At 65.7% G+C, this 23,567-nt stretch carries 21 protein-coding genes; 4 read left to right on the plus strand and 17 right to left on the minus strand.

Features of this window, described 5'->3' with window-relative positions; all coding sequences use genetic code 11:
- Positions 1-189: 189 nt before the first annotated feature.
- The 5 genes from KA261_14005 to KA261_14025 all read right to left on the minus strand — a co-directional run bounded on the left by KA261_14005 (position 190) and on the right by KA261_14025 (position 6,812).
- The gene (locus KA261_14005; GenBank protein MBP7698915.1) at positions 190-4,290 is read right to left on the minus strand and encodes a thrombospondin type 3 repeat-containing protein; all 4,101 of its coding nucleotides are present in this window, start codon (positions 4,288-4,290) and stop codon (positions 190-192) included.
- A 175-nt stretch (positions 4,291-4,465) separates the two neighbouring features.
- Positions 4,466-5,056, minus strand: a complete 591-nt coding sequence (locus KA261_14010) for a GNAT family N-acetyltransferase (protein ID MBP7698916.1) — start codon at positions 5,054-5,056, stop codon at positions 4,466-4,468.
- The gene (locus KA261_14015) at positions 5,053-5,640 is read right to left on the minus strand and encodes a GNAT family N-acetyltransferase (GenBank protein MBP7698917.1); all 588 of its coding nucleotides are present in this window, start codon (positions 5,638-5,640) and stop codon (positions 5,053-5,055) included. The genes KA261_14010 and KA261_14015 overlap by 4 nt, the downstream gene beginning before the upstream one ends.
- Before the next feature lie 120 nt (positions 5,641-5,760).
- Positions 5,761-6,246: a thioredoxin-dependent thiol peroxidase gene (gene bcp, locus KA261_14020; GenBank protein MBP7698918.1), complete on the minus strand. Its 486-nt coding sequence runs from the start codon at positions 6,244-6,246 to the stop codon at positions 5,761-5,763.
- 113 nt (positions 6,247-6,359) lie between these two features.
- Entirely contained in the window at positions 6,360-6,812 is a 453-nt protein-coding gene (locus KA261_14025; protein ID MBP7698919.1) for a DUF1905 domain-containing protein, read from the minus strand.
- 158 nt (positions 6,813-6,970) lie between these two features.
- Here KA261_14025 and KA261_14030 point away from each other — a divergent pair, with 158 nt between their 5' ends.
- Positions 6,971-7,723 (plus strand): hypothetical protein, encoded by a 753-nt coding sequence (locus KA261_14030; protein ID MBP7698920.1) that lies wholly within the window; start codon positions 6,971-6,973, stop codon positions 7,721-7,723.
- Positions 7,724-7,741: 18 nt separating this feature from the next.
- On the opposite strand, the gene KA261_14035 is transcribed toward KA261_14030, so the two are convergent.
- The 3 genes from KA261_14035 to KA261_14045 all read right to left on the minus strand — a co-directional run bounded on the left by KA261_14035 (position 7,742) and on the right by KA261_14045 (position 10,888).
- Entirely contained in the window at positions 7,742-9,250 is a 1,509-nt protein-coding gene (locus KA261_14035; GenBank protein ID MBP7698921.1) for an aspartate aminotransferase family protein, read from the minus strand.
- Positions 9,251-9,286: 36 nt separating this feature from the next.
- Positions 9,287-10,099: a PIG-L family deacetylase gene (locus tag KA261_14040; GenBank protein MBP7698922.1), complete on the minus strand. Its 813-nt coding sequence runs from the start codon at positions 10,097-10,099 to the stop codon at positions 9,287-9,289.
- A 162-nt stretch (positions 10,100-10,261) separates the two neighbouring features.
- A complete protein-coding gene (locus KA261_14045) occupies positions 10,262-10,888 on the minus strand; it encodes a DUF899 family protein (protein MBP7698923.1) in 627 nt (208 codons plus the stop codon).
- A gap of 194 nt (positions 10,889-11,082) precedes the next feature.
- On the opposite strand from KA261_14045, the gene KA261_14050 reads away from it, so the two are divergent.
- On the plus strand, positions 11,083-12,597 hold the full coding sequence (locus KA261_14050; protein ID MBP7698924.1) for a cytochrome b/b6 domain-containing protein: 1,515 nt from the start codon (positions 11,083-11,085) through the stop codon (positions 12,595-12,597).
- Between the two features lie 10 nt (positions 12,598-12,607).
- Here the strand turns inward: KA261_14050 and KA261_14055 are convergent, their stop codons facing one another.
- The 6 genes from KA261_14055 to KA261_14080 all read right to left on the minus strand — a co-directional run bounded on the left by KA261_14055 (position 12,608) and on the right by KA261_14080 (position 16,574).
- Positions 12,608-13,186: a GNAT family N-acetyltransferase gene (locus tag KA261_14055; protein ID MBP7698925.1), complete on the minus strand. Its 579-nt coding sequence runs from the start codon at positions 13,184-13,186 to the stop codon at positions 12,608-12,610.
- A gap of 155 nt (positions 13,187-13,341) precedes the next feature.
- Entirely contained in the window at positions 13,342-13,638 is a 297-nt protein-coding gene (locus tag KA261_14060; GenBank protein ID MBP7698926.1) for a GYD domain-containing protein, read from the minus strand.
- Positions 13,639-13,770: 132 nt separating this feature from the next.
- A complete protein-coding gene (locus KA261_14065; protein ID MBP7698927.1) occupies positions 13,771-14,250 on the minus strand; it encodes a GNAT family N-acetyltransferase in 480 nt (159 codons plus the stop codon).
- A gap of 15 nt (positions 14,251-14,265) precedes the next feature.
- On the minus strand, positions 14,266-15,015 hold the full coding sequence (locus KA261_14070) for a class I SAM-dependent methyltransferase (protein ID MBP7698928.1): 750 nt from the start codon (positions 15,013-15,015) through the stop codon (positions 14,266-14,268).
- Positions 15,016-15,275: 260 nt separating this feature from the next.
- Positions 15,276-16,061 carry an enoyl-CoA hydratase/isomerase family protein gene (locus KA261_14075; protein ID MBP7698929.1) on the minus strand — a complete coding sequence of 262 codons (786 nt, stop codon included), beginning with the start codon at positions 16,059-16,061 and terminating at the stop codon, positions 15,276-15,278.
- Between the two features lie 102 nt (positions 16,062-16,163).
- Entirely contained in the window at positions 16,164-16,574 is a 411-nt protein-coding gene (locus KA261_14080) for a GNAT family N-acetyltransferase (protein ID MBP7698930.1), read from the minus strand.
- 302 nt (positions 16,575-16,876) lie between these two features.
- Between KA261_14080 and KA261_14085 the strand changes: the two genes are divergently transcribed.
- Entirely contained in the window at positions 16,877-18,079 is a 1,203-nt protein-coding gene (locus tag KA261_14085) for an acyl-CoA dehydrogenase family protein (protein ID MBP7698931.1), read from the plus strand.
- A 121-nt stretch (positions 18,080-18,200) separates the two neighbouring features.
- On the opposite strand, the gene KA261_14090 is transcribed toward KA261_14085, so the two are convergent.
- Complete coding sequence (locus KA261_14090; protein MBP7698932.1) at positions 18,201-18,665, minus strand: chromate resistance protein; 465 nt, start codon at positions 18,663-18,665, stop codon at positions 18,201-18,203.
- A gap of 151 nt (positions 18,666-18,816) precedes the next feature.
- Here KA261_14090 and KA261_14095 point away from each other — a divergent pair, with 151 nt between their 5' ends.
- A complete protein-coding gene (locus KA261_14095) occupies positions 18,817-19,842 on the plus strand; it encodes a DMT family transporter (GenBank protein ID MBP7698933.1) in 1,026 nt (341 codons plus the stop codon).
- Positions 19,843-20,262: 420 nt separating this feature from the next.
- Here KA261_14095 and glmS read toward each other — a convergent pair whose 3' ends face one another.
- Positions 20,263-22,098: a glutamine--fructose-6-phosphate transaminase (isomerizing) gene (gene glmS, locus KA261_14100; GenBank protein MBP7698934.1), complete on the minus strand. Its 1,836-nt coding sequence runs from the start codon at positions 22,096-22,098 to the stop codon at positions 20,263-20,265.
- 6 nt (positions 22,099-22,104) lie between these two features.
- Positions 22,105-23,472: a phosphoglucosamine mutase gene (gene glmM / locus KA261_14105; GenBank protein MBP7698935.1), complete on the minus strand. Its 1,368-nt coding sequence runs from the start codon at positions 23,470-23,472 to the stop codon at positions 22,105-22,107.
- Positions 23,473-23,567: the final 95 nt, after the last annotated feature.

A 23,567-nucleotide genomic window follows, 5' to 3' on the forward strand; every position in this document is an offset into this window, starting at 1 on the left:
GGATCGGTTAGCGATTAGATGCTGCGGTATTCCTCAAAATAGGGTACCCCTAATATATCGGCTTTTCCGATTCTGTCAATGAGATTCGCACATGGGACGGGCAGACAGTGCGTCGGACGGTGCCCGCGGCGAAAAGAAACGGCCCCCCGGCAACCGGGGGGCCGTCGAGCTCGCGCGGCCGCCTCTCCCCTACGGGCAGGCGACCGGGGGCGGACCGCCCCGGAACAGGTAGTTGATCAACAGGGTAAGATCCGAGACCTTGATCGACCCGTCGCCGTTGGTGTCGCCGTGGTCGAGGCAGGCCGGGGCGGGGCCGCCCCGGAACAGGTAGTTGACCAGACCGGTCAGGTCGGAGACCTTCACGGAGCCGTCGTCATTGAAGTCCCCGCGAAGTACGCAGCAGCCGCCGCCCTGGTAGCAGCCGACGTGGCCGGCGAACCACACCCGCGCCTGGTCCACCACCACCGGGAGGGTCCGGGGCGCCGACCCGAGCGTGGTCGCCAGGACGGAGTAGATGTCGATGGTGTCGCCGGGCGCAACCGAGGCGGCGTTGTAGTAGGTCATCAGGATGAACTGATCAGTGTAGGACGTCAGAGCGGAGTAGCCGGGCTGCTGCATGAGCGTCCAGACCTCGCTGGGAACAAGATTGCCGGTCGGATAGATGTAGACGGAATTGGCCTGGGTGATCGCTCCGTAGGGCACGGCGGCGGGGTCGATGCAGAGACTGTCGACCACCGTCCCCAGCAGCGCGACTCCGCCCTGCCGCAGGGAGTTGTCCTCGCAGCCGGACCCGCTCCCCTGCAGGTAGATCAGGTTGCGGACAGCATCGATCCCCCCGGCGTTGCCGCTGCCTGGGATGTCCCAGTCCATGAACTCGCCGATGGCGACGCCGGTGTGGACGGCCCCGTCGGCCGAATACACGCGGAGCCGCTGGATCACGAACTGGGCGGTGTCGGGCTGCCGCGGCGCATACCAGATTTTCTGCAGGCCGATCGTCCCGTCGGCCGTGGTCACGTTGGCTGAGCGGAAGACCTGGAAGGCGCCGGAGTCGATCGTCGGGACCGAGAGCTTGCCCGCCGGGTCGTTCTTGAAACCGTTGTCGCCGTAGAGCGACGAGGCGGCGATCGTGGCCGGGCCGCTCTGGTAGGCGATCACCGGCGATCCGTCGTAGAGGTAGATCCACTCGCAGTCGCCGGCGTCGTAGTAATCGAGGGTGGCGCCCCCCGTGCCCTCGCGCGCGAAGTTCCCCGTGCTTCCGATGATCAACTGCGTGGACTGGGTGGCGACGGTGTCGTAGACCAGCAGTTCGCAGGCATCGCCGACGCCGTTGCCGTTCAGATCCTCCTGCCCGGGATTGTAGTTGAGCGGGCAGTTGTCGACCGAGGCGCAGAGGTCGTCGCCGTCGGGATCGTTGATCGGGTCGTTTGGGCAGAGATCGCAGAGGTTGCCGACAAAGTCGAAGTCGTCATCGGCCTGGTCGGCGTTGGCCAGCGCGGGGCAGTTGTCGCAGGCATCGCCGCGCCCATCGCCGTCGGAGTCGGCCTGCGCGGGATCGTACTCGGCGGGACAATCGTCGCAGAGGTCGCCATGAGTGTCGTTATCCACATCGCGCTGGTCGGGATTCACGGTCGCCAGGCAGTTGTCGCAGGCGTCGCCCGCGCCGTCGCCGTCGCCATCGGTCTGCGCCGGATTGGGATGTGTCGGGCAGTTGTCGTTGACATTGGGGACGCCGTCGCCGTCAAGGTCGCCCGCCTCGCAGACATCGAGCACGCGGTTGCCGTTGACGTCGTGCGGCGAGGCGGGCAGGAAGTCGAGACCCGAGACCTGGTCGACAGCGCTCGTGCCGCGCACAAAGCGGCGGTAGTACTTACCGAGATCGGGGAAATACTCGAACACGGCGCCCTCGGCGCCGATGAAGAGGTGGCCGTTCGGGCCGATGCGGAGCCCCCACGGCAAGCTGAGGCCGAACTCATCGGTGAACTCCCGGACAAACGCGCCGGTCGTGCCGTCGTATTCAAGCACCTGGTTGGTGTTGTAGGACGACACGACCAGGTTGCCGTTGGGGAGGAAGGCCATGCCGCGCGGGCCGGAGAGACCGCCGCTGCCGGGCGAAACGAACAGCCCGAGAGAGGCGCCGGTCGCGGCCAGGAAGCGGTAGACGCCGTTGTCGGAGCTGTTGACCAGCAGGGAAGCGCCGTCGGGGCTGAATACCATGCCGCGCGGCTGCGTCACCCCGCCGCCGCCGGGAGCGACGAGGTTGCCGAGGAAGGCTCCGGTGCTGCGGTTGTAGCGGCGGACGGCGGCGTTGGTCAGGTCGAGCACGAGCAGTTCGCCGGACGGCGGAATGAGCAGGCCGGAGGGCTGCCCGAGTCCGCCGCTGCCGGCGGCGATGAAGACGCTGAGCGTGCCGCTGCCGACCGCGTGCCGATACACCTGACCGTCGGTCGCCGCCACCCACATGTAGCTGCCGGCCGGGTCGGCCAGCACGTCGTTGGCCGTGGCAACAGACGGGTAGCTGCCCACGGTCACGCCGCTGGCCTCGTGGAATTCGGCGATCCCCGTGAGCACACGGTCGCCCGTGAACACGTTGAACTGGCGGCCCATGTCCATCCAGTCGGGGACGAAGTTCCCATTGCAGTCCTGGCACTGGTCGAGCACGCGGTTGCGATCGAGATCGAGAGCCAGGTTGGCCTGGATCTGGCTGTAATCGAGTTGGCCGTTGTTGTCGCAGTCGGGGTCGCAGGCGTCGGGCCGGAAATTCCCGTCGGCATCGGCCGCCAGCAGAGCCCACGTCTCGTACCGGTCGGGCAACCCGTTGCTGTTGCAGTCGGCCTCGCAGGCGTCGAGAATGCCGTTGCCGTCGACATCGGGAGCCCCGCCGGCGATCTCCAGCGGGTCGAGAGTCCCGTTGCCGTTGCAGTCCTGGCACTCATCGCGAATACCGTCGCTGTTGACGTCCAGGCTCGACCCGGCGGCGATGTCGGCGTCGTCGGGAACCCCGTTGCCGTTGCAGTCGAAGCCGTGGCAGCCGGCGGCATAGGTGACGGAGCGGATGATCCCGACCACCCGGCGGTGAAAACGCAGGTCGATATTGCGCTGGTATCCCTGGAAAGTGTGGCAGTAGCTCATCATGGTGCTCACCGACGGCGTGCCGTTGCCGCAGTCGTCGATGTGCGGGTTGTACTGGTCGTCGTGCGTGTGGTACGTGCCGCAGTTGTGGCCCATTTCGTGGGGGAATACATTGATGTCCCAGTTGCCGTTGTCGGGGTAGGTGACGGGGGCCGTGAAGCTGCCGTTGAGCAGGGCGTCGATTCCGTAGGCGTTGCCGTTGCAGGTATTCGAGATGAAGGACACGCCGCCGTAGGGCGTGTCCCGCCGCCCGGAAAACATGTGAATGATGTTGAACGGCGAGGGGTCTTCGTTCACCTGCCAGTAGTCGCGGAATCCGTAGAGATCCTGGGGGGAGAAGGGTTCGCCGCCGGACGGCCAGAGGCGGGCGAAACGCAGCCACAGGCGCAGGTCGAGGTCGCGCACGTAGATGGCGCTCGCCGCGCCGGCCAGCTGCACGATGTAGTCGCGCGCCTCCACGGCGCTGCCGAACATGTTGACATAGGCCTGGTCGGCGTCAATCGCCAGATACAGCAGTTTCGGTCCGGCCGACGTCTTGAGCGCCGCTTCCTTGACCATCTCCAGATCGTCGTCGAACGCGCTCCCCGGTTCCGTGCCGCAGAAGGGCACTTCGAGTTCGCCGATGCCGGCGGCCTCGCGGATGGTCACCGTGCGATCGCCCGATTTCAGGGAGGCGGACGGCGTCGCCAGCAGATAGCGCGTCCCCGCCGCGTCGATGAAACCGTTGATCATGCCGCTCCCGGAGACGGCGAGGAAAGCCGAGGAGTACTCATCGCCGGCGATCCGGCCGCGGTAGAGGAGGACGTCGGACGGGGGCAGGTCGGCGCCGCCGCCGGGGCCCGCGATAACGAACCGGGCGTCCGGCGCCACGACGTCGAAGCGCTCCAGTTCCAGCAGCGCCGCCTCGCCGGTCGGCAGCGGAACCTCGAGCCGCTGAGGGCCGGCGGCTCCGGCCAGCGCGGCGTGGAGACCCGGCGCCGACTCGGCCTGCAACTGCCGCGCCTCGGCGTCGGTCGTTCGAACGCTGAAGGGGCGGTGAATATCGCCGATCGGCGGGGCGGTCTCGGCGGAGGCAAGGCCCGGGATCAGGAGCAGTCCCGCGGCCAGCGCCGACAGCAACGCATGCCGACGGCGGAGTCGGGCGCGAACACGGCCTTTCATGGCACCATCCTTTCCATACTTATCGTCGCTTTATTCTTTTCATTCGATGGACGCGGACACGGACTAGAGACGGTACTCCCGGCGGTCGGGGAGGCGAGCCTGGCCCCGGGGCGGGGTCGATAGGAACCTCTACATGTACAAGTATAGTCTCATCTCCCCCGTCCGTCAACGACAATCACGGGCGGCGGGCCGGCGGACCCGCCCACTCGCGCGCGAGCAGCCCGTAGACGGCCACATCGTACCAGCGGCGCCGGAGGCGGCAGTCCTTGCGCCGGGTCCCCTCGTACCGGAACCCGACTTTCTCCAGCAATCTGGCAGAGCCGACGTTGGGGGCCAGGACGAGGGCGGTGAGGCGGTGGAGGCGGAGGTCGCGGAAGGCGAACCGGGCGGCCAGCCCAAGCGCCTCCTCCATATAGCCGCGCCGCCACATGGTCTTCGCAAGCCAGTAGCCGACTTCTGCCCGGCGGTCGGTCCAATCCACATCTTTCAGCCCGATCATACCGATAATTTCCCCCGAGTCGGGATGCTCGATACCAAAGCTGTACCCGGCGGCATCGCTCGCCAGCTGCTTCGCCAACCGCACCCACTGCAGGGCGTGGGCGGAGGTATAGGGGTGGGGAAGGTTCGGCACCCACCGGGCAACCGAGGGGTCGTTGGCATAGCGGGCGATGGCGCGGATATCGGCCGGGCGTACCGGCCGGAGGTTGATGAGAGCGCCCTGAAGGGAGGGGATCTTAGTGATACTGTCGGGGGCGGTTGTTATCATACGCGGCGGCGCTGCGGGGCAAATTCCTCCCCCAGGAGACCATAGGTGTACATATCCAACCAGGCGCGCCCCCGGCGGCGCGCGTCGCGCCGTACCACCTCGCGGGAGAAGCCGGCTTTTTCGAGCAGGGCCGTGGAAGGGCGGTTGGTTTCGACGACGCTGGCCCAGACGCGGTGAAGGCGGAGCCGGCGAAAAGCAAATCCGAGGAGCAGGCGGAGCGCATCTTCGGTGAGACCGCTCCGCCAGAACGGCCGTGCCAGCCAGTAGAAGATCTCGCCGTTGCGGTCATGCCAGTTCACCCCATGCAGAGCTATCATCCCGAGCAAATCGTCGGTTCTGCAATCGGCGATCGCGAAAAAGAAGCCGGTCCGGTCCCCGACACCTGCGACGGCGATCCGAACCCACATCCGGGCGGTCCCCAATGTGAACGGTCGCTCAAGCAGTTCGAGACGGCGGGATAGCTCAGGATCCTGGAGCCACCGGCATATGGCCAAGGCGTCATCATGGCGCAGAGGCCGAAGGCGCACCCGCTCCCCATCGAGAGTGGGCAACACGCGGGGAACTGCAGAACGACGGGCGATCATCGTATGTCCGTCAGGCGCATGTGGTTTCACCTTGCAACTCCGGCCGGGACGTCGAAGCAAGCCGGTTGGTCTCGATTGTCAGTAGCAACGCCACCGGCGGCACGGGGGTGCGTCCCTTTTTCATCGCTGCGCCAGCTCCGCCAGTTTCGCGGCGACTTTCTCAGCATGGCCGGTCGCTTTCACGTTAGGCCAAGCGTAGGCGATGCGGCCGCCCGGATCGATCAGATAGGTGGAGCGAATCACCCCGACCGTCGCCTTGCCGTACATCATCTTCTCGCCGAAGGCGCCGTACATCTGCAGCACCTTCTTCTCGGGATCCGAAAGGAGGGTGACCTTCAGGTTGTGTTTCTCCACGAACCGCGCATGGCTCTCGACCGAATCGGGCGAGACGCCGAGCACGACGGCATTGAGCTTGTCCAACCGGCTCAGATTATCGGTGAAGTCGCAGGCTTCGGTCGTACATCCCGGCGTATCGTCCTTGGGGTAGAAGTAGAGGACCACCCATTTCCCCTCGTAATCCGAGAGCCGAGCTGTATCGCCCTGCTGGTTGGGCAGGGCGAAGGCCGGGGCTTTCCTGCCGACTGTCACCGCGCTTGATACCGCCATGGTGAAAACTCCTTATTGAAGAAAGCTCCTTATTCGGCGATCAATGAGTACAACCGCCGCGAAGCCACCTTTGCTCCCGGGCGGATCGGGCGAGCGCTCTGCCGCCAGCGCCGTCACCGAGGTTCTTTCAGCCTTTCGAGCGTTTTCTGCAGGCGGCGCGCCCGGGTCTCCGGCTTTTTGGCCTGCGCGATCCACTCGACGTACTCGCGGCGGTGGGTATAGCTGAGTTTGTCCCAAACGGTTTTGGCCGTGGGATCGCCGGCCAGGGCTTCCTTCAAGTCCGCCGGCGGAGTAACGGCGCGGGGTTCAGTATCGAGTGCGATTCGGAGCTTGAACCGGTCTCCCGGCGCAATGCCGGCCGCGTCACGGTTGGATTTATTAACCGGAATCCAGTAGCAGCCGCCCATGGAGAAAACGGTCGTGCGGAATGAATACCGGTTGATCGTGGCGACCACGGGCGCCCGAACTTTGCCGAATTGCGCTTTCGGGTCGAACGGCAGCGTGATTCCGCAGCCGCTGGTGGCGTCATCCTGGACCAATTCGGCCCGGCAGGTGACCGGTTTCATAGCGACCCCTTGGTTGCAGGTGCGGTTCAGTATACGCCGTTTGTCGCGGCGGGGCAAGTTGTCAATTGCGCCGGCCTGATTCGGCTGGCCTTTTTCCCGCGCGCGTGCTATACTGGCCGGCAAAGTTCGGCCCCAAAGCCGTGTAGAGGAAGCATTGCATGTCTCATCCGCCGTTCACCGTGGCCACGCTCCGCGACTGTCCCGGCTTGGAATCGGAAATCAACCGGCTGGCATCGGACTTGTGGCCGAAATTCATGCTCCGGGATCCGGTCGTCGAGGACAACTGGCGCCTGCTCTACGAACGCTACCCGGAATACCAGCTCTTCCTGCTCGACGGCGAAGATCGGCGGGTGATCGCGGTCGGCAATTCCTGCCCCCTGCCATGGGAGGGAAAACCGGCCGAGCTTCCGGACACCGGGATCGACTGGATACTCACGGAGCTGGCGGCGCGGGCGACGTTTGCACCAAAGAACCAGTTCGCCCTGCAGATCATGGTCGACCGTGCGCAGCTCGGGCATGGCCTGAGCGGACAGGTGGTGGCGGCCATGGCGGCGATCGGGCGGGCCCGCGGCTGCCGTAACCTGTTCGCCCCGGTGCGGCCCAACCGCAAAGGCGACTACCCGCTGATCCCCATGGAGCATTACATCCGGTGGACGCGCGATGACGGACTGCCGTTCGATCCGTGGATGCGTGTGCACGCCCGCCTGGGCGCGGAGATCGTGGGCGTCTGCGCGCGCTCGATGTACATCCCCGGCTCGATCGCCCAGTGGGAAGCGTGGACGGGGCTGACCTTCCCCGGTTCCGGCGAGTACGTTGTCCCCGGCGGGCTGGCGCCGGTCCGGGTGGACCGCGAGCGGGACCGGGCCGAGTACCTTGAGCCGAATGTCTGGATGCGCCACCGGCTTACCTGAGGGAGCGCCGGCGGCCCGCTACCGGCGGAGTGTCTTTTCGCGCCGCGCCGCGTCCGCCGCGCGCCCGACCCGCACGACGATTTCCGGGAGCGCCTCGATGTCCTCGCGCGTGGTGCGAAAATTCACCACGCAGGCGCGCAGCGCATAGACGCCCTCGATCATCGCCGGCGAGAGGAAGGCCTCTCCCCCGCGCTCAATGCGCTCAAGGATATTTTCGTTCAGTTCATTCAGGTACTCCCGGGCCTCCTCCCCGCCGCCGGCCCGCAGGTCCGCCGGCACGTAGCGAAAAGTGGCGATGCTAAGATCGCAGGTGAAACGCTCCAGGTCCGGATACGCGGCGAGATGCGCGAAGAGGTGGCGGGCGAGGGCGATGTCGTCGCGGATCATCTGCACATAGCCCGCCCGACCGACCTGGCGGAGGGCCAGCCAGACTTTGAGCGCGCGGAAACCGCGGGAATTCTGCAGGCCGTAGTCGAAGTAGTTGATCGCTTCCTCCTCGAAATGGTAGTACGGCGGGTGGTAGGAGAAGGCGTGGCGCAGCTTCTCGGCATCCCTCACCAGCGCGCAGCCGGCCTCCAGCGGCGCATAGAGCCACTTGTGCGGATCGATCGCGAGCGAATCGGCCAGGGCGAGGCTGTGCAGATCCTCGGACGCTTCCGGGAGCGCGGCCGCGAACCCGCCGTAGGCGCCGTCGACATGGAACCACAGCCCCTGGTCGCGGCCGAACGCAGCGAGGTCGCGGAGCGGGTCGACCGCCCCGGTGCTCACCGTCCCCGCCGAGCCCACGACCGCCAGCGGAAAGTGTCCCTCGGCCCGGTCGGTCCGCACCCGCGCCTCAAGGCGGGCGAGATCCATCCGCCGGAAACGGTCGACCGGGATCCAGGCGATCGCCTCGGTGCCGAATCCGAACAGGTCGGCGGCCTTCTGCAGCCAGGTGTGCGTCTCGGAGGAGGCGTAGATGATCATGCGCCGGCCCCCGCGCATCCCCTCCTCGCGCACGGCCCAGGGCGCGCGCGCGGCGCGGGCGGCGAGGATGCCGATGAAGTTGGCGGCGTTGCCGCCGCTGGTGAGCAGGCCGCCGCAGTCGGCGGGGTACCCGACCAGTTCGGCGATCCAGCGGACGGTCTGGGCCTCGATCTCGGAGGCCATCGGCGACAGTTTCCACCCGCCGACATTCGGATTCACCGCCGCCGCGAGCAGGTCGGCGAGCGCGCCGATCGGCGCGGGCGAGGAGGTGATGTATCCCCAGAAGCGGGGGTGGCCGTTGAACAGAGAGTGCTCAAACAACAGGTCGGCGGCGTCGGCCAGCAGCGCGGCCGGGTCGGATCCCTGATCGGGCAGCGGGCGGTCGGCGCCGAGGCGCTCGCGGATGCGGCCCGGCGCCGCCTCGGGCGTCACCGGACGGGTGCGCAGCGAGGCGAACAGCCCGGCAAGGCGGTCCACGAGGTCGCGGCCGAGCGCCCGGAATTCCTCCGGCGACAGATCGATCGGCGTATGGCGGGCGGCAGTGCGGTCATTGCTGTTCACGGGTCTCTCCCAGGTAGCGGACGTTTCGGGTGTCGGTCAGCGCAGTCCCTCGAACAAGTCGGTCTCGCGCTTCCGGCCGCCGTTAACGAGGCTGAAAGCGCGGTAGAATTCCTGCGTGCCCCAGAGGGAGCGGTGGTACTCGGGGGGCAGGTCGGCCAGCTTGGTGTAGATCGCCAGCTGGGTCTCGTGGCAGGAGATGGCCTCCCACGCGACCGCCCAGTAGGCGGCGGTGTCGACGACCGTGGTGATCGCCCAGTCGGGCCAGGGAGTCGCCCGGCGCTCAACCCCGTCGACCGTCGTCGCGAGCTGCTTGAACGCCGCCTGATACGCATCCCACTTGGCCCTGGTCCAGGCCAGGTAGTACAGCTTGGCGACTGCGTGGGGAGGCGCGCCGGGAGCGGGGAAGGCCGGATCGGCGGCGGCGACGATGGCGGCGGTGGTGAACTGCGAAATCGCAATGTGGTCCGGGTGGCCGTAGGCGCCGTCGGGCGCGAACGTCACCACCACCTGCGGGTTCAGCCGCCGCAGGTGGCCGACGATCCGGGCGATCGCCTCGGCCGGTTCGGCCCGGTCGAGGTCGCCGTCGACATAGTCCAGGAAGTGGACCTCCCGGACGCCCAGAACGCGGGCCGCCGCGCGGAGCTCTCCCTCGCGCGCGCGGGCCACGACCGGCATCGGCGGGCGGGCCTCGCCGCGGAGATCACGAAACCGGCCGCGCTCGCCCCGGGTGGCGGTGATGAGAAAGGTTTCAACCCCCTCGCGGGCGTAGCGGGCGAAGGCTCCGCCCATGCCGAGCGATTCGTCGTCCGGGTGCGCCAGGATGCCCATGAGTCGCAGCGTGTCCGCCACCGTGGTCGCGGTCTCCTCTCTGCCCCTGCCGGCCGCCGGCAGGATAATAGACCAACTTAGTCTATTAGATACGCCGGCACAAGAGGATTGTTGCGGTCCGCGCCGAATTCATGGCTCCCGGCCGCGGCTGCGCACGGCGCGTTGGCGGGGCGGCCCTCCCGTTCAGCCCTCGCGCGGCTCCCATCCCCCGGCGCCGGAAGGGAACATGTCCCAGATGTGCCAGACCGCGCAGTAGTCGTCGCCCGGGCCGAAGTAATCGAAAGCGGTGCGCACGATGGTCCCGTCGGGCCGCCGGACGAAGGCGGAGATCCCCGGCCAGGGGGAACCCTTCTCGTCGGCCATCTTCATGTCGACGAGGAACTCGGCGCCGGTCGACCAGAGGTCGAACTGCCACCCGCGGGAGGCGGCGAACGCCTGCTGGATTTCGGGCGGATCCGGCGACACGAGGACGAGAGACGCCCGGCCGGCCAGGTGCGGGACGAGACCGTTGAGGCCGTCCGCCCAGAGCGTGCAGTACCGGCAGGCGCGTCCCATGTTGTGTATGATGATGAGCTCGTCCCGGTCCCCGAAGAGGTCGGCGAGGGTGATGCGGATTCCGCGCGGACCCGCAAAGACGTACTCGCGGCCAATCACCTCCTCCGGCACGGTTTTCCGCAACTCGCGCACCTGGCGCCGGAGTTCGAGGAGTTGATGGCGCAAATCCTCGATACGCCGGCGGGTGGTCGCTGAATCGGTCGCAAACATCTCGGCCTCCTGACTGGTAGTAGTGAGGCCGAACCGCGTGATCACAGGCCGGTCCGTGCATTTCGCAACGTGGGGTCGCACTCGCCTGAGAGCGCCTGTCAGTGAACGCGGCGACACGCGGTTCACACCGCACCCTGCATGCTATAATGTACGGGCCGGCGCGGCGATTATCCAAGGGAAATTCGCCCGCGGGCAACAAATCGCTTGGCCGGCGCGGCCACCCTCCGCATTATGAAAGCATGTCGCGCCCGGCCCCCACGATCAGCTTACCCGCACGGACCGCCCACGCGCTGGCCATCGCGCTGTTCATCCTCTTGGCGGCGACCGGCTTGCGCATCGCCGTCGTCAACGGCGCGGAGTGGCTGTCACCCGAGGTCCGCGCGCTCATCGACCGGCTTACCCCGACCGGCAACATCTACCGCCTCCACCTTTTCGCCGGCGTGCTCTTGGCCGCCACCGGCATCTTCTATTGCGCCTATCTCCTGTTCACCGGCGAGCACCGCCGGCTGACCGATCTCTTCCACAGGTCCGAATATTCGTTCACGCGGAAGCTGACATACCTGTCCATGCTGGTCCTCGCCGCCGCCGCACTCCTCACCGGCACAAGCCTCGCGGCCGGTCTCTACTCCGGCGGCCCCGGCTACCTGTTCAACAGCTTCGTGCACCAGTGGAGCTTCCGGCTCCTCGTCCTCTTCGCGGCGCTGCACACGCTGGAGGTTTCTCTGTCGCTGCGCGGGCGGGTCGCCTGCATGTTTTCCGGGAAGCCCTTGGTCGGCGCGGTGAGGTGGCCCGCGCTGGCAATCGCCGCCGCCGTCGCCGTGGCCGGCGGGACCGCGCTCCACGTCTCCCTCGGCCGGCCGCCGACGCTCGCCTGCCGGGCTGCGGGCAGCCCGATCGTGATCGACGGTTACCTGGGGGAGGGCGAGTGGGCCGGTGCAGATTCGGCCATCGTCCAAACCCAGGGCGGCGCCAACTTCCTCTATGCGGCTGCGCCGGTGACGGTCAAGACTGCGCGCGACCGCCAGCGCATCTTCTTCCTCCTGCGCTGGCCCGACGACACCCGCTCACTCAACCGCCACCTCGTCAAGACGGACACCGGATGGATCCCGGAGCGGTCGGTTTTCACCGGCCCGTACGGCGAGGACATCTTCTTCGAGGACCAGGCGGCGCTCTATTTCAGCCGCTCGGGAGGGTGTGCCTCGACCTGCCACGTCGGCCGCGCGAGCCGCCCCGGACGGCATTTCACCGGCGGCGACACGGCCGACGTGTGGGTGTGGATGGCGGTGAGCACCAACCCGACGGCAGAGGCGGACGACCGCTACTGGGCGGCCCCGGCCGGGGAGAGCGGCGACGGGCGGTTCTTCGACAACCTCGCCGCCGGCGGCTATCGCGACAACCTCGACAGCATCCTCCGCTTCCCCTACTTCGTCCCCACCCACCGCCTCTTCCGCGACTGGCTGCTCTACGGGACACCGGGGTACGAGGCCTACGACCATCGGGCCGACACCTTTCCGCTCGGGCACCGCATTCCGGCGGTGCTCGTGGCGCCGTCAACCGGCGACCGGGGCGACATCGAGGCGCGGGGCGTGTGGCGCGAGGGCGTGTGGACGGTCGAGCTGTCGCGCCTGCTGGCGACCGGATCGCCGACCGATATCGGTTTTCAGAGCGAACTCTATCTCGGCATCGCCGTCTTCGACAACGCCGAGAAGAAGCATGCCGGCCACCTGAGGCCGCTGCGGCTGGTGATGGAGTAGGCGGCTTGGGTCAGCGCCGGGTGAGGCGGACGATGGCGCGTGATTTCGACGGCCGCGCGACCTCGACAAACCCCGCCCGCTCGAAAGCCTGAATCAGCCCGGTGTACACAAACGGCGGCGGCTGGTGCTTCGCGCGGCCACGGTAGTCGTAGGGATACCCCTCGACGATACGGGCGCCCCGCGCGCAAGCGAACGCCGCGGCGGCGCGGATCAGCTCGGTCGACACGTTCCGCCGCCGGTAGCCCTTGTCCACGAAGAGGCACACGATCGACCAGACCGGCTGGGTGTCGATCGGCTTGAGCGTGCGCGCCGCCGTTAGCCGGACATACTCCTCCCGGGGCGCCACCGCGCACCAGCCGACCGGCCGCTCGCCGTCGTAGGCGAGAATGCCCGGTTCCGTTCCCGCCCGGACGAGTTTCTGCATGGCCCGGCGGTTGCCCTCCCCCTTGCCGATCGAGAATGCGAGGCGGAACAGCCGCCAGTACATGCACCAGCATCCGCCGCAGGCGCCACGCACGCCGAAGAGGGCCTCAAAATCACCCCATCGCTCCGGAGTGAGCGGGTGAAACGTGAGAGCGGATTGTCCCATCGGTGGTTTACTCACAGGTCACCATTCACGACCGCCGGGACCGCCGCAGTCCCGGCCGGAGAATGCTTTCGTCCGCGCCCGCAAGTCGATTTCCCGATGCTCCGACGCACCCGGTCGCGGCGCTCGGCCCGGCGACGGGGTTCTCCCCCTCCGCCTCACAACTCATTGGCCAGTTCCACCAGGCGGGCGTAGGGGATCGCCAGGACGCTCTTGGCCTGGAACGCCCCCTTGTCCATGCTGATCATCGAGACCTTCATCGCCGTCTCTTCGTCGGGCGCCTCGTAGATGTCGACGAAATCATAGTCGCCGAGGAGCGCGTAGTGGGAGAGGAATTTCACGTCCGGGCACTTCTCCTTGACCTCGTGGAGCCACGCCCGCCCGAGCGACTGCCGCTCGCGCATCCGCTTGCCGTCCGACGGCGCGAGCTTGGTGAACAGAAAGAACGTTTTCATGGAGTCCTCCTTCGCAATCGAGATGCGGCCGGATTCCCGCCGCCGCACCGTCCGTCCGCCGGCGATCCCGCGGGCAACCGGCGTCCGTAGTATACGCACCCGGCGGGCCGCTGTAAAGAGCCCCTGGCCGGGTCAGAGAACCAGCTCGAACTCGATCTCGTCCCGGATCGGAATCCCGTAGGCGCCGAGGAGCGGGATGCTCGGTTTGAGCCGACGCGACTCCGTGATGGCTCCGACATGCACATGGGCGATCACCAACCCCCGCCGGTGGTAGAAGCGAATCGCATCGAGGTTGTCGTTGGTCGTGATCAACCAGACGCGGGTGCACCCACGCGCGCGGGCGAGAGCGACCGCGCGGTCCATCAGGGCCGTGCCGATGCCCCGGAACTTCTCGAACGCGTCGAGCGTCACGACCTCGCACTGCGTCCCGGCGATCTGGAAAGTGAGCAGACCGATCCGCCTCCCCCGCTCGTCGGCCGCATACAGCCCCTCGGTTTCCTCCGGGCAGACCTTGCGCCCGCGGGTGACGACAAAATCGGCCCCCCAGGAGCGGAAAACCTCCTCCACCCAGGGGCGGTCGCTTTCGGCCACCGGATTGATTGTTATCCCCATGCGCTCCTCGCTGGACTAGAGCTTTCTCCCGATCAACAGCCATCCCGGCTGGCCATCGTCACGCACCGGGTAGTCGCGGCGCGCGACCGCGAACCCGGCCTGCGCCATCAGCGATTCCCAGGTTCGGAGCGGAAACAGCCCGAACAGGTGCCGGTCCTGCTCAATCTGCACCTTCCCGCCGCGGCGAATAATATACGTGAACACCGTCTCGGTCTGCGTGTCGGACGGGTCGGGATCCCATTGGTACTCGACATAGGTGAACGACCCGCCGTCGAACGGCCGCGTCTCGCAGGCGATCGACCCGTCGACGAACGTCTCGGCCACGTAGTCCGGGGAGGTGACGAACACCCCGCCGGTGCCCAGATGGGCGGCGGCGGTGGCGAACGCGGCGCGCAGATCGTCCCCGCTCAGCATGTACGCAATCGCATCGTGGATCACCACGGCATCGAACGTCCGCCCCAGCCGCACCGTGCGCATGTCTCCAAGGAAGTGCTCCACCCCCGGGTTGAGGCGGCGCGAGTGCGCCAGCATAGGCTCGGAGAGGTCGACCGCCACGGCATCGAATTCGCCGGTCAGGTGCGACAGGTTGTGCCCACCGCCGACGCCGAGCTCGAGCAGGCAGCGGCGGCCGGGGCCGAGGTTTTCGCGAAGGGCGGCCTTCCAGTGGGCGGCCTCGGCGACGTACTCCGCGGGCGGACTCATGAGCGGCCAGAGCCAGGCCAGGTCGCCATAGAGCCGATGGAGGGGGATGGCGTCGCTCTGCATTAGTGCTCCCTTGACAAGTTCGCAGCCTCCGGTTTCCCCGCAATGTAACAGACCCCGTTTCCGCAGGGAAGCAGGATGGCGCAATGACTCCTGACTTCGTTGATGGCGGTTGTCGTCGCGACGGCGGCTTTGCACACGGAGGAGAGCACCCCTGCGCGGGAGAGGATCCAGAGGGGTGCGGCGCAGCAGCGCCGCCGGGTCGCGGCATCGCGCGGCGCCGGGTGCACGGCCCGGCGCCGGCGGCAATTCGAACGCGCCCCTCAGTGTCCCGTGAACATCGGCTTGCGTTTCTCCAGGAAGGCCTCGCACCCCTCGTTCTTGTCCCCGGTCGCGCACATCTGGCCGAAACTCACTTTCTCCAGGTCGCACCCGACCGACATGGAGACATCGAGCCCGCGGTTGACGCACTCTTTCGCGGCCGCGATCGCCATCGGCGCTTTCGCGCAGATCAACTCGACGATTGCCTGCACGCGGGCGGTCAATTCGGCCGCCGGAACCACCTCCTGGACGAGCCCGATTCGCTTGGCCTCGTCGGCCGCGATCATCTCTCCGGTGAGGATCATCTTCAGCGCCGTGCCGCGCCCGACCAGTCGGGGGAGCCGCTGGGTGCCGCCGAATCCGGGGATGATGCCGAGGTTGACCTCGGGCTGGCCGAACTTGGCCTTGTCGGAGGCGATCCGAATGTCGCAGGCCATGGCCAGCTCGCACCCGCCGCCGAGCGCGAACCCGTTGACCATGGCGATCACCGGCCTGGGAAAATTCTGGATCGTCTTCATCAAGTACAGGCCCCGGGCCGAGTAGTCGGTGCCCGTGCGAAGGTCGGTTTCAGCGAGCTCGGTGATATCGGCGCCGGCGACAAATGCTTTCTCACCCGTTCCGGTGACCACGACCACCCGCACCTCGTCGTCGGTCCAATAGAAACTGAACAGCTGCTGCAGTTCATCGATAGTCTCGCGGTTGAGCGCGTTGAGCGCCCGCTCCCGGTTGATGGTCACCCAGAGACAGCCCGCGTCTTTCCTGACGATGATGTTCTTGTACTCGGTCATACAGAAAGTCCTTACGCTATCGTTAAGAGTATCGTACGGAGTCCGCTTGTCGTCATCTCCACGTTTTCCGGGCGCCGCGCCTGGCGGTGGCGCGCCTCCGCGCTACCCCGCCGGGCGCTCCATGCGCAGCCCCTCGCCGTCCGGTCCGCTGCCCACCAGCTCAAACCCGGCTTTCAGGTAACAGCCGAGCACCGTTTCGTCGCCGTGGTGAAAATTCAGCACCACCCGGCGCACGCGGGGATGGTGTGCGGCCCGCTCGACGAGCAGCCGCAGCATGAGAGTGCCGTAGCCGCGGCCACGCCGCGCCGGGTCGACCAGCAGGTGCCCGATCTCGGCCGCCTGCTCGAGGGGACGGTCCCAGATCTCCGCGTAGGCGACCGGCCGGCGGTCGGCCAGCAGGAGGTACGAGGCCGCGTCGGCTTTCTGCCACGACGCCAACAGATCCTCGGCCGGCGGCCAGGTGTCGTCACCGCACAGGTACTGCAGCGTCTCCCCGGAGTCGATCCACGACATGACCTTTTCCGCGTCCTCGGGTCGGAAGGGGACAAGGTCGGCCTTGACACGTGCTGGTTCCGTCACTGCTGGTCCTTCGCGCTTCGTTTTCCCCCGGCAGAGGGTGCGGCAATATACGCGAAAAGGGCGGGTCCGGCAACGGGCGGTCGATGCGGGCTGATCCGACCCATTTTGTCCGATCCAAACGCCAAAGAGCGCCGCGATTCCGGGCACAAACCGCCCGCCCCCCCGGTTTGACAGGGGAACCCGGACTGCGTATATATCCGGAGCGGAACCACCAACTTCAAGGAGAACCCGGCCCGATGATCGATTTCAGCCTGACCGACAAGCAGTTGGCTGTGCGCGACATGGCCCGCGAACTCGCCCGCCGCGTTGTCGCCCCCACCATCACCGAGTACGACCGCAGGCAGCAGATGAACCCCGAGGTGCTCCCCGCCATGCGAGAGGCCAACCTCCTGGGCTTCTGCATCCCCGAGGAGTACGGCGGGCTGGGAACCGACTACATCTCTCTCGGCCTGGCCTCGGAGGAGCTCGAGTACGCCGACACCTCGGCGCGCGTCATCCTCTCGGTTCACATCGGCCTGTTCTCGCTGCCCGTTCTGACCTGGGCCAACGAGGCGCAGAAGCGGAAGTACCTAGTTCCGGCGGCCCGGGGGGAGAAGATCGCGACTTTCGGCCTGACCGAACCGGCTGCCGGGTCGGATGCGGTGGGGATCCAGTCGACGGCGGTCAGGCGCGGCGACCACTATGTCCTGAACGGCGAGAAGATGTGGATATCGCTGGCCGACGTGGCCGACCAGTTCCTCGTGTTCGCCTGGACGGATCTGGACAAAAAGCGCGCGCGGGACCATTCCGGCCTCTCGGCGTTCATCGTCGAACGCGGCTGGGAGGGCGTTTCGACCGGCTCGCTCCACGGCAAGCTCGGGGTCCGCGCCGGCAACACCGGGTACCTCGCGTTCGCGGATGTCAGAGTCCCCGCCGAGAACCTGGTGTACGGAGAGGGGCAGGGGTTCAAGATCGCGATGTTCTGTCTCGATCAGGGGCGCTACACGGTGGCGGCCGGATCGTGCGGGCTGATACGCGCCTGCCGCGATGCGAGCGTCGCCTACGCCCTCGACCGGCGCACGTTCGAGCAGCCCATCGGCGAGCACCAGCTGGTCAAGCAGATGATCGCCAACATGGAGGCCGGCTACGAGTACTGCACCTATCTCTGGATGAAAGCGGGCTGGCTGAAAAACCGGGGGGTACGCTCGACCAAAGCGACCTCGCTGGCCAAGTGGATCGCCTGCCGCGAGGCGGAGGCGGCGGCGGCGAACGCCGTGCAGGTCTTCGGCGCGTACGGCTTCTCCGATGAGTACCCGGTGGAACGGTTCTACCGGAACGCGAAAGGGGCGTCCATTTACGAGGGCACGCGCGAGATCCACACCCTCATGCAGGCCGACTACGCCCTCGGTTTCCGGTCCGACAAACAGCTCGAGCGGGATCTGCCGGAGGCGGAGCAGTAGGGGGGATGCACACCCGGTGAAGTCCTCCGGCGGGCCGGCCTGTTGAAGTACGCCGCATCTGTAAGTTGTTGTCGTTCGAGAGCATACGACGGCGGCTCGGCTGTGGGTTCCGGCCTCAGGTTCATTCCTTCAAAGCACCGTCGTGCCTGCCCTGCCTGATCATCTCCTGACAACAAGCATATATAGCATCGTAGACTATCCACTCAGCAGTGTTGATTTCGCGATCATCCTCGAATCCGAGATGGCGGAATCCTTCGGCGATTGCACTCAACCCGGGTCCCTCCGGCTGATTCCACAATTGATTATCTGTGTCCGCACCATTGACAATCTTACCGAGTAGCGTGAGGGCAGGATCGTCTGTGAGTCTGTACTTTTTGAGGATCGCTTCAAATGAACATTCCCGGCCATGATGGCCTGGTTCGACGCCAGGGATGTCGAACGCAATGGCATTCTGTTTCTTCGCTTCCGCCACTGCCTGATTTGCCGGGACGAAGATGAACTCGGCATTCCTGTCGACGAACCTGTTGATGAGCCACGGACAGGCGACGCGGTCAACTTTGACTTTGGAACGGGTTATCCATTTCATCTCAATCTCCTTCCGGCCTTCGATGCATTATTCGATACAGCGCTCATCCCCTTCTAATCGGGAGTGTTGAATTGCGACAATCATGGAGCCGGCCGAAGCATGATCAGGACTTTCTTGAAACAGCATTCGAAAGAAGGCATCTTATTGCAGGATGTCCTACGTGTTTCTTGCCCTTCTTTCGGCCGCTCTGTTTGGAGCGGCGACTCCGTTCAGCAAGGCGTTGCTCTCAACTCTTGATGCCTTTCAGCTGGCTGGGTTACTGTACCTGGGCGCCGCCATTGGAGCATCGGGGCTGGCTTTCGGAAAGCGGCCCTACACGCTGCCATGGCGAATGGACCGGAGAAACCAATTCCGATTGGCCGGCGCTGTGTTCTTTGGGGGTGTGCTGGCTCCAGTTCTCCTATTGTTTGGACTTAAAGCTGCGTCAGCGGCGTCGGTGTCGCTTTGGTTACCGCTCGAACTTGTGGCAACCGCTGTCCTTGGTACTCTCCTGTTTCGCGATCATCTGGGACGGTTTGGGTGGTTTGGCATGGTTGGTGTGCTGCTTGCCGGAACACTATTGTCTATTGGCGAAAAGAGCGCCGGAGTAGTCGCCGGGTTGCTGATCATGGGAGCTTGTCTCGGTTGGGGATTCGACAACAATTTCACTTCCCTCATCGATGGTATTACGCCTGCCCAGAGCACGTTTTGGAAGGGGATCGTGGCTGGTACGGTCAACCTCGGCATTGGGCTCGTGTCGAGCGAATACGCCGCGACTGCGGCTACGACTGCCGCCGCGCTCGGCGTAGGAATCGTCTGTTACGGCGCAAGCATTGTCCTTTACATCACATCCGCGCAGAACATCGGAGCAACGCGTGGCCAAATGTTCTTCGCGGCAAATCCGTTCTTCGGCGTGATTCTCTCGGTCATCATGCTCAATGATGAAATAACTGTCGTTCATGTTGCTGCCGGATTGCTTCTGGCTCTGTCGTTATTGCTGCTATTTCGGGAGCAGCACGCCCACGAACACGAGCACGAGGCACTGGACCACGAGCACAGCCACAGTCACGACGACGGACATCATGAACACGTGCATGAGAGCATCATATCGGGTCGGCACACGCATAAGCACCTGCACAAACCTGTGGTGCACCGGCTTCCGCATTGGCCGGACTTGCACCATCGGCATCAGCACTGAACCACGTCGCTCAGGATTGAGTCCAGGCAGGTTCGGTCGGCGAACCCCAAGTGATTACTTTCCAGCGAGTGTCGTTGGTTCTGCCATAGTGTAATCGGATCCGAAAGCTGACGGTCACCAACGTTTACGGAGAGTGGGGTCGGGGCCGCCGTGTCGCCGTTCGCCCGTCAGTACTTTCCGACATCGGGGCCTTGACTCGGTAGGACCCCCGACACCAAGCAGAGGTCCGGCTCTCGCCGAATCAGACTCAACGGTCAGGTCTACAGCACCGAAGTGGGACCCGCCCGGCGAGACCGGGGGGCCGTTATGACCAGTTGAGAAAGCGTTCAAGGTGACTCCCCATCGCAGCCCCCCTTCCCCGCCAACAGAAACGGCGGTCCGCCGGTGCGGGCCGCCGTCGACACTCATGTGCGAAACGGTCTACTCGACCGTCACGCTCTTGGCGAGATTCCGCGGCTGATCGACCGGGCAGCCGCGCAGCACGGCGATGTGATAGGCCAGCAGTTGCAGCGGAATCACCGACAAGAGCGGCGTGAACAGCCGGTAGGTCGGCGGGACATAGATGACGTGATTGACGCGGTCGGCGATCTCGGTGTCCCCCTCGGTGGCGATGGCGATCACCTGGCCGTTGCGGGCGCGGATCTCGGCGATGTTGCTCATCACCTTGTCGTGCACCGGATCTTTCAGGGCGATCACCACGACCGGCATGTTTTCATCGATGAGCGCGATCGGCCCGTGTTTCATCTCGGCCGCCGGGTAGCCCTCGGCGTGGATGTAGGAGATTTCCTTGAGCTTGAGCGCCCCCTCGAGCGCGACCGGGAAGTTGATCCCGCGGCCGAGGTAGAGGAAGTTGTCGGCGCGGTGGTAGCGCTCGGCGATTTCCCTGATGGCCTGGTCGTTCTTGAGGATCCGGTCGACCTGCTCGGGAATGCGGTCCAGGTGGCCGAGCATTTCCTGTCCCTGCGGCACCGAGAGGTGGCGCATCCGGGCCAGAAGCGTGCCGATGAGCGAGATCGCCATCACCTGCGAGGTGAACGCCTTGGTCGAGGCGACCCCGATCTCCGGCCCGGCGTGAATGTACACCCCGCCGTCGGTCTCGCGCGCGATGGTCGAGCCGACGACGTTGACGATGCCGAGGACGGTGACGCCGCGCTTCTTCGCCTCGCGCATCGCCGCGAGCGTGTCGGCCGTCTCCCCCGACTGCGAAATGCCGAACAGGATCGTGTCCTCCGGGAAAATCGGCGAGCGGTAGCGGAACTCGCTCGCGTACTCGACCTCCACCGGGATGCCGGCCAGTTCCTCGATGAGGTACTCGCCGACCAGGGCCGCGTGCCAGGAGGTACCGCAGGCGGTGAAGATGAGCCGCTTGATCCGGCGCAGTTCCTCGTACTGGAGGTTCAGCCCGCCCAGCCGGGGAATGCCCTCGTCGAGATTGATGCGCCCGCGCATGGCGTTGCGGAGAGTGACCGGCTGCTCGTAGATCTCCTTGAGCATGAAGTGGTCGTAGCCCTCTTTCTCGATCTGGTCGAGCGTCCACGACACTTCCTCGATCCGCGGAGTGATCTTGTCGCGCTGGATCGTCGTGATCTCGTACGAGCAGTCAGTGATCGTCGCGATCTCCCCCTCGTCGAGGTAGATGACCTTGTTGGTGTGGTCGAGCATGGCGGCGACATCGGAGGCAACGAACTTCTCCTTCTCGCCGATGCCGAGCACGAGGGGGGAGCCCTGGCGCGCGGCGACAATGGTGTTGGGGTGGCGGGCGGAGATGACGGCGATCCCGTAGGTCCCTTCGACCTGGGCGAGCGCCTCGCACACCGCCTCGGTGAGATCGTCGCGGTAGTAGTAGCGGATCAGCTGGACGAGGACCTCGGTGTCGGTCTCAGTCTTGAGTTCGAATCCCTGGCGCTGGAGGAATTCTTTGAGGGCGCGGTAGTTTTCGATGATCCCGTTGTGGACAAGGGCGATTTCGCCCCGGCCGTCGGTGTGGGGGTGGGCGTTGAGCTGGTTGGGTTCCCCGTGGGTGGCCCAGCGGGTGTGGGCGATGCCGTGCGTGCAGAGGCTGCTGTCGAACTCATTCTCGCTGAGCATCTTCTCCAAATTGGCGATCTTCCCCGCCGACTTCGCCACCATCAGGCCGCGCTCGGTCAACAGGGCGATCCCCGACGAATCGTATCCCCGATACTCCAGGCGCTTCAACCCCTGCAGGAGAATCGGCTTGGCCTGCTTCGGCCCCACGTAACCCACGATACCGCACATAGGCTCTTACCTCGGCTCGCGAAAATATCCCATCACCCGGTCTGCCAGGTGTTCAGTCCTGTCCTTGCTTTCCGTTTCTACAATCAGGCGGAAAATCGGCTCAGTATTCGAGGTGCGGATCTGGACCCATCCGCCCGAGAAATCCACTCGCAATCCGTCCTGTCGATCGATGGCAAATTCCCCGAGCAGTCCCGGCGCCTCCCGCTCAAACCGGGCGAGCCGCGCAGAGAAGTCGGCGGGTACGGTCCCCTTGTCCTTTCTAGTATAATAGGTCGGAAGGGAATCGGCAAGACTTGAAAACTCCACGTTTGCCTCGGCGAGACGGGACAGCACCAGGGCAGCCGCCATGAGGGCGTCCCGGCCGGCATGGAACGACGGCAAAATCACTCCCCCGTTCCCCTCGCCTCCGACCAGCGCCCGTTTCGCCCGCATGAGCTCGACGACATTCGCTTCGCCCACTTTCGCATAGTACACCGCTGCGCCCCGGTCGCGGGCGACCCGTTCGGTTACTTTCGAGGTTGACAAATTGATGACGACCGGGCCCTTTTTCCGGGTCAGGACCTGCTGAACCGAAAGAGCCAGAGTCAGTTCCTCGCCGATCGGGCGTCCCCGCTCATCGACCAGCGCCAGCCGGTCAGCATCGGGGTCGCAAGCCATTCCTATGTCCGCCTTATGCTTACGGACCATAAGGCTGAGCTGCCGCAAATTCTTGGGAATCGGCTCCGGTTCATGGACAAAGTCGCCGTCCCCCTTGCAGTTAACCTCGACCACCCCGGCCCCCAGCTTTCGCAGCAGGGCGGGCAGTGCCGTCGAGCCTGCACCATTAATAGCGTCCACCACCACCCGGAACTTCCGGCGCCGAACCGCCGCCCGATTCACGAATGGTACCGCCAGAGTCTTCTGGATGTGCCAGTCGATCCAACCCTCCTGCCGGTCGATTGACCCCAGGCGGTCATACGGCCGGTAGCCGAAACGCCCCGACCGGAAAAGCTCGTCGAGTTCCCGGAACTGGGCCGGGGTGATGAACTCGCCGGTCCGGTTGAAAAACTTCAGCGCGTTCCACGGCGACGGGTTGTGGGAGGCGGTGATGCAGATGCCGCCGGCCGCTTTCGACTCCTTGACCGCGATCTCCACGGTCGGCGTCGGGACCACCCCGATCTCGATGACGTCGATCCCGACCGAGGCCAGGCCGGCGACCACGGCGCGCATGAGCAATTCGCCCGAGGGCCGGCTATCGCGGCCGATTACCACCTTGCCGCGCGTGAGAAAGGTGCCGAAAGCCGCGCCGTACGACGCCGCGAGCACCGGATTGAGTCCGGAACCGACAATACCGCGGATCCCGGAGGTGGAGGTGATGAGAGTTTGCTCCGTCATGACTCCTGCCGAAATTTGCTGTCGCGCACGTTCCTGTGAGAGGCCAATCTACAGCGCAACCACGGGCAACACAAGAACAGAACCGGGCGGCCGGA

Source organism: Candidatus Zixiibacteriota bacterium (assembly GCA_017999435.1).
Lineage (GTDB): Bacteria > Zixibacteria > MSB-5A5 > GN15 > FEB-12 > JAGNLV01.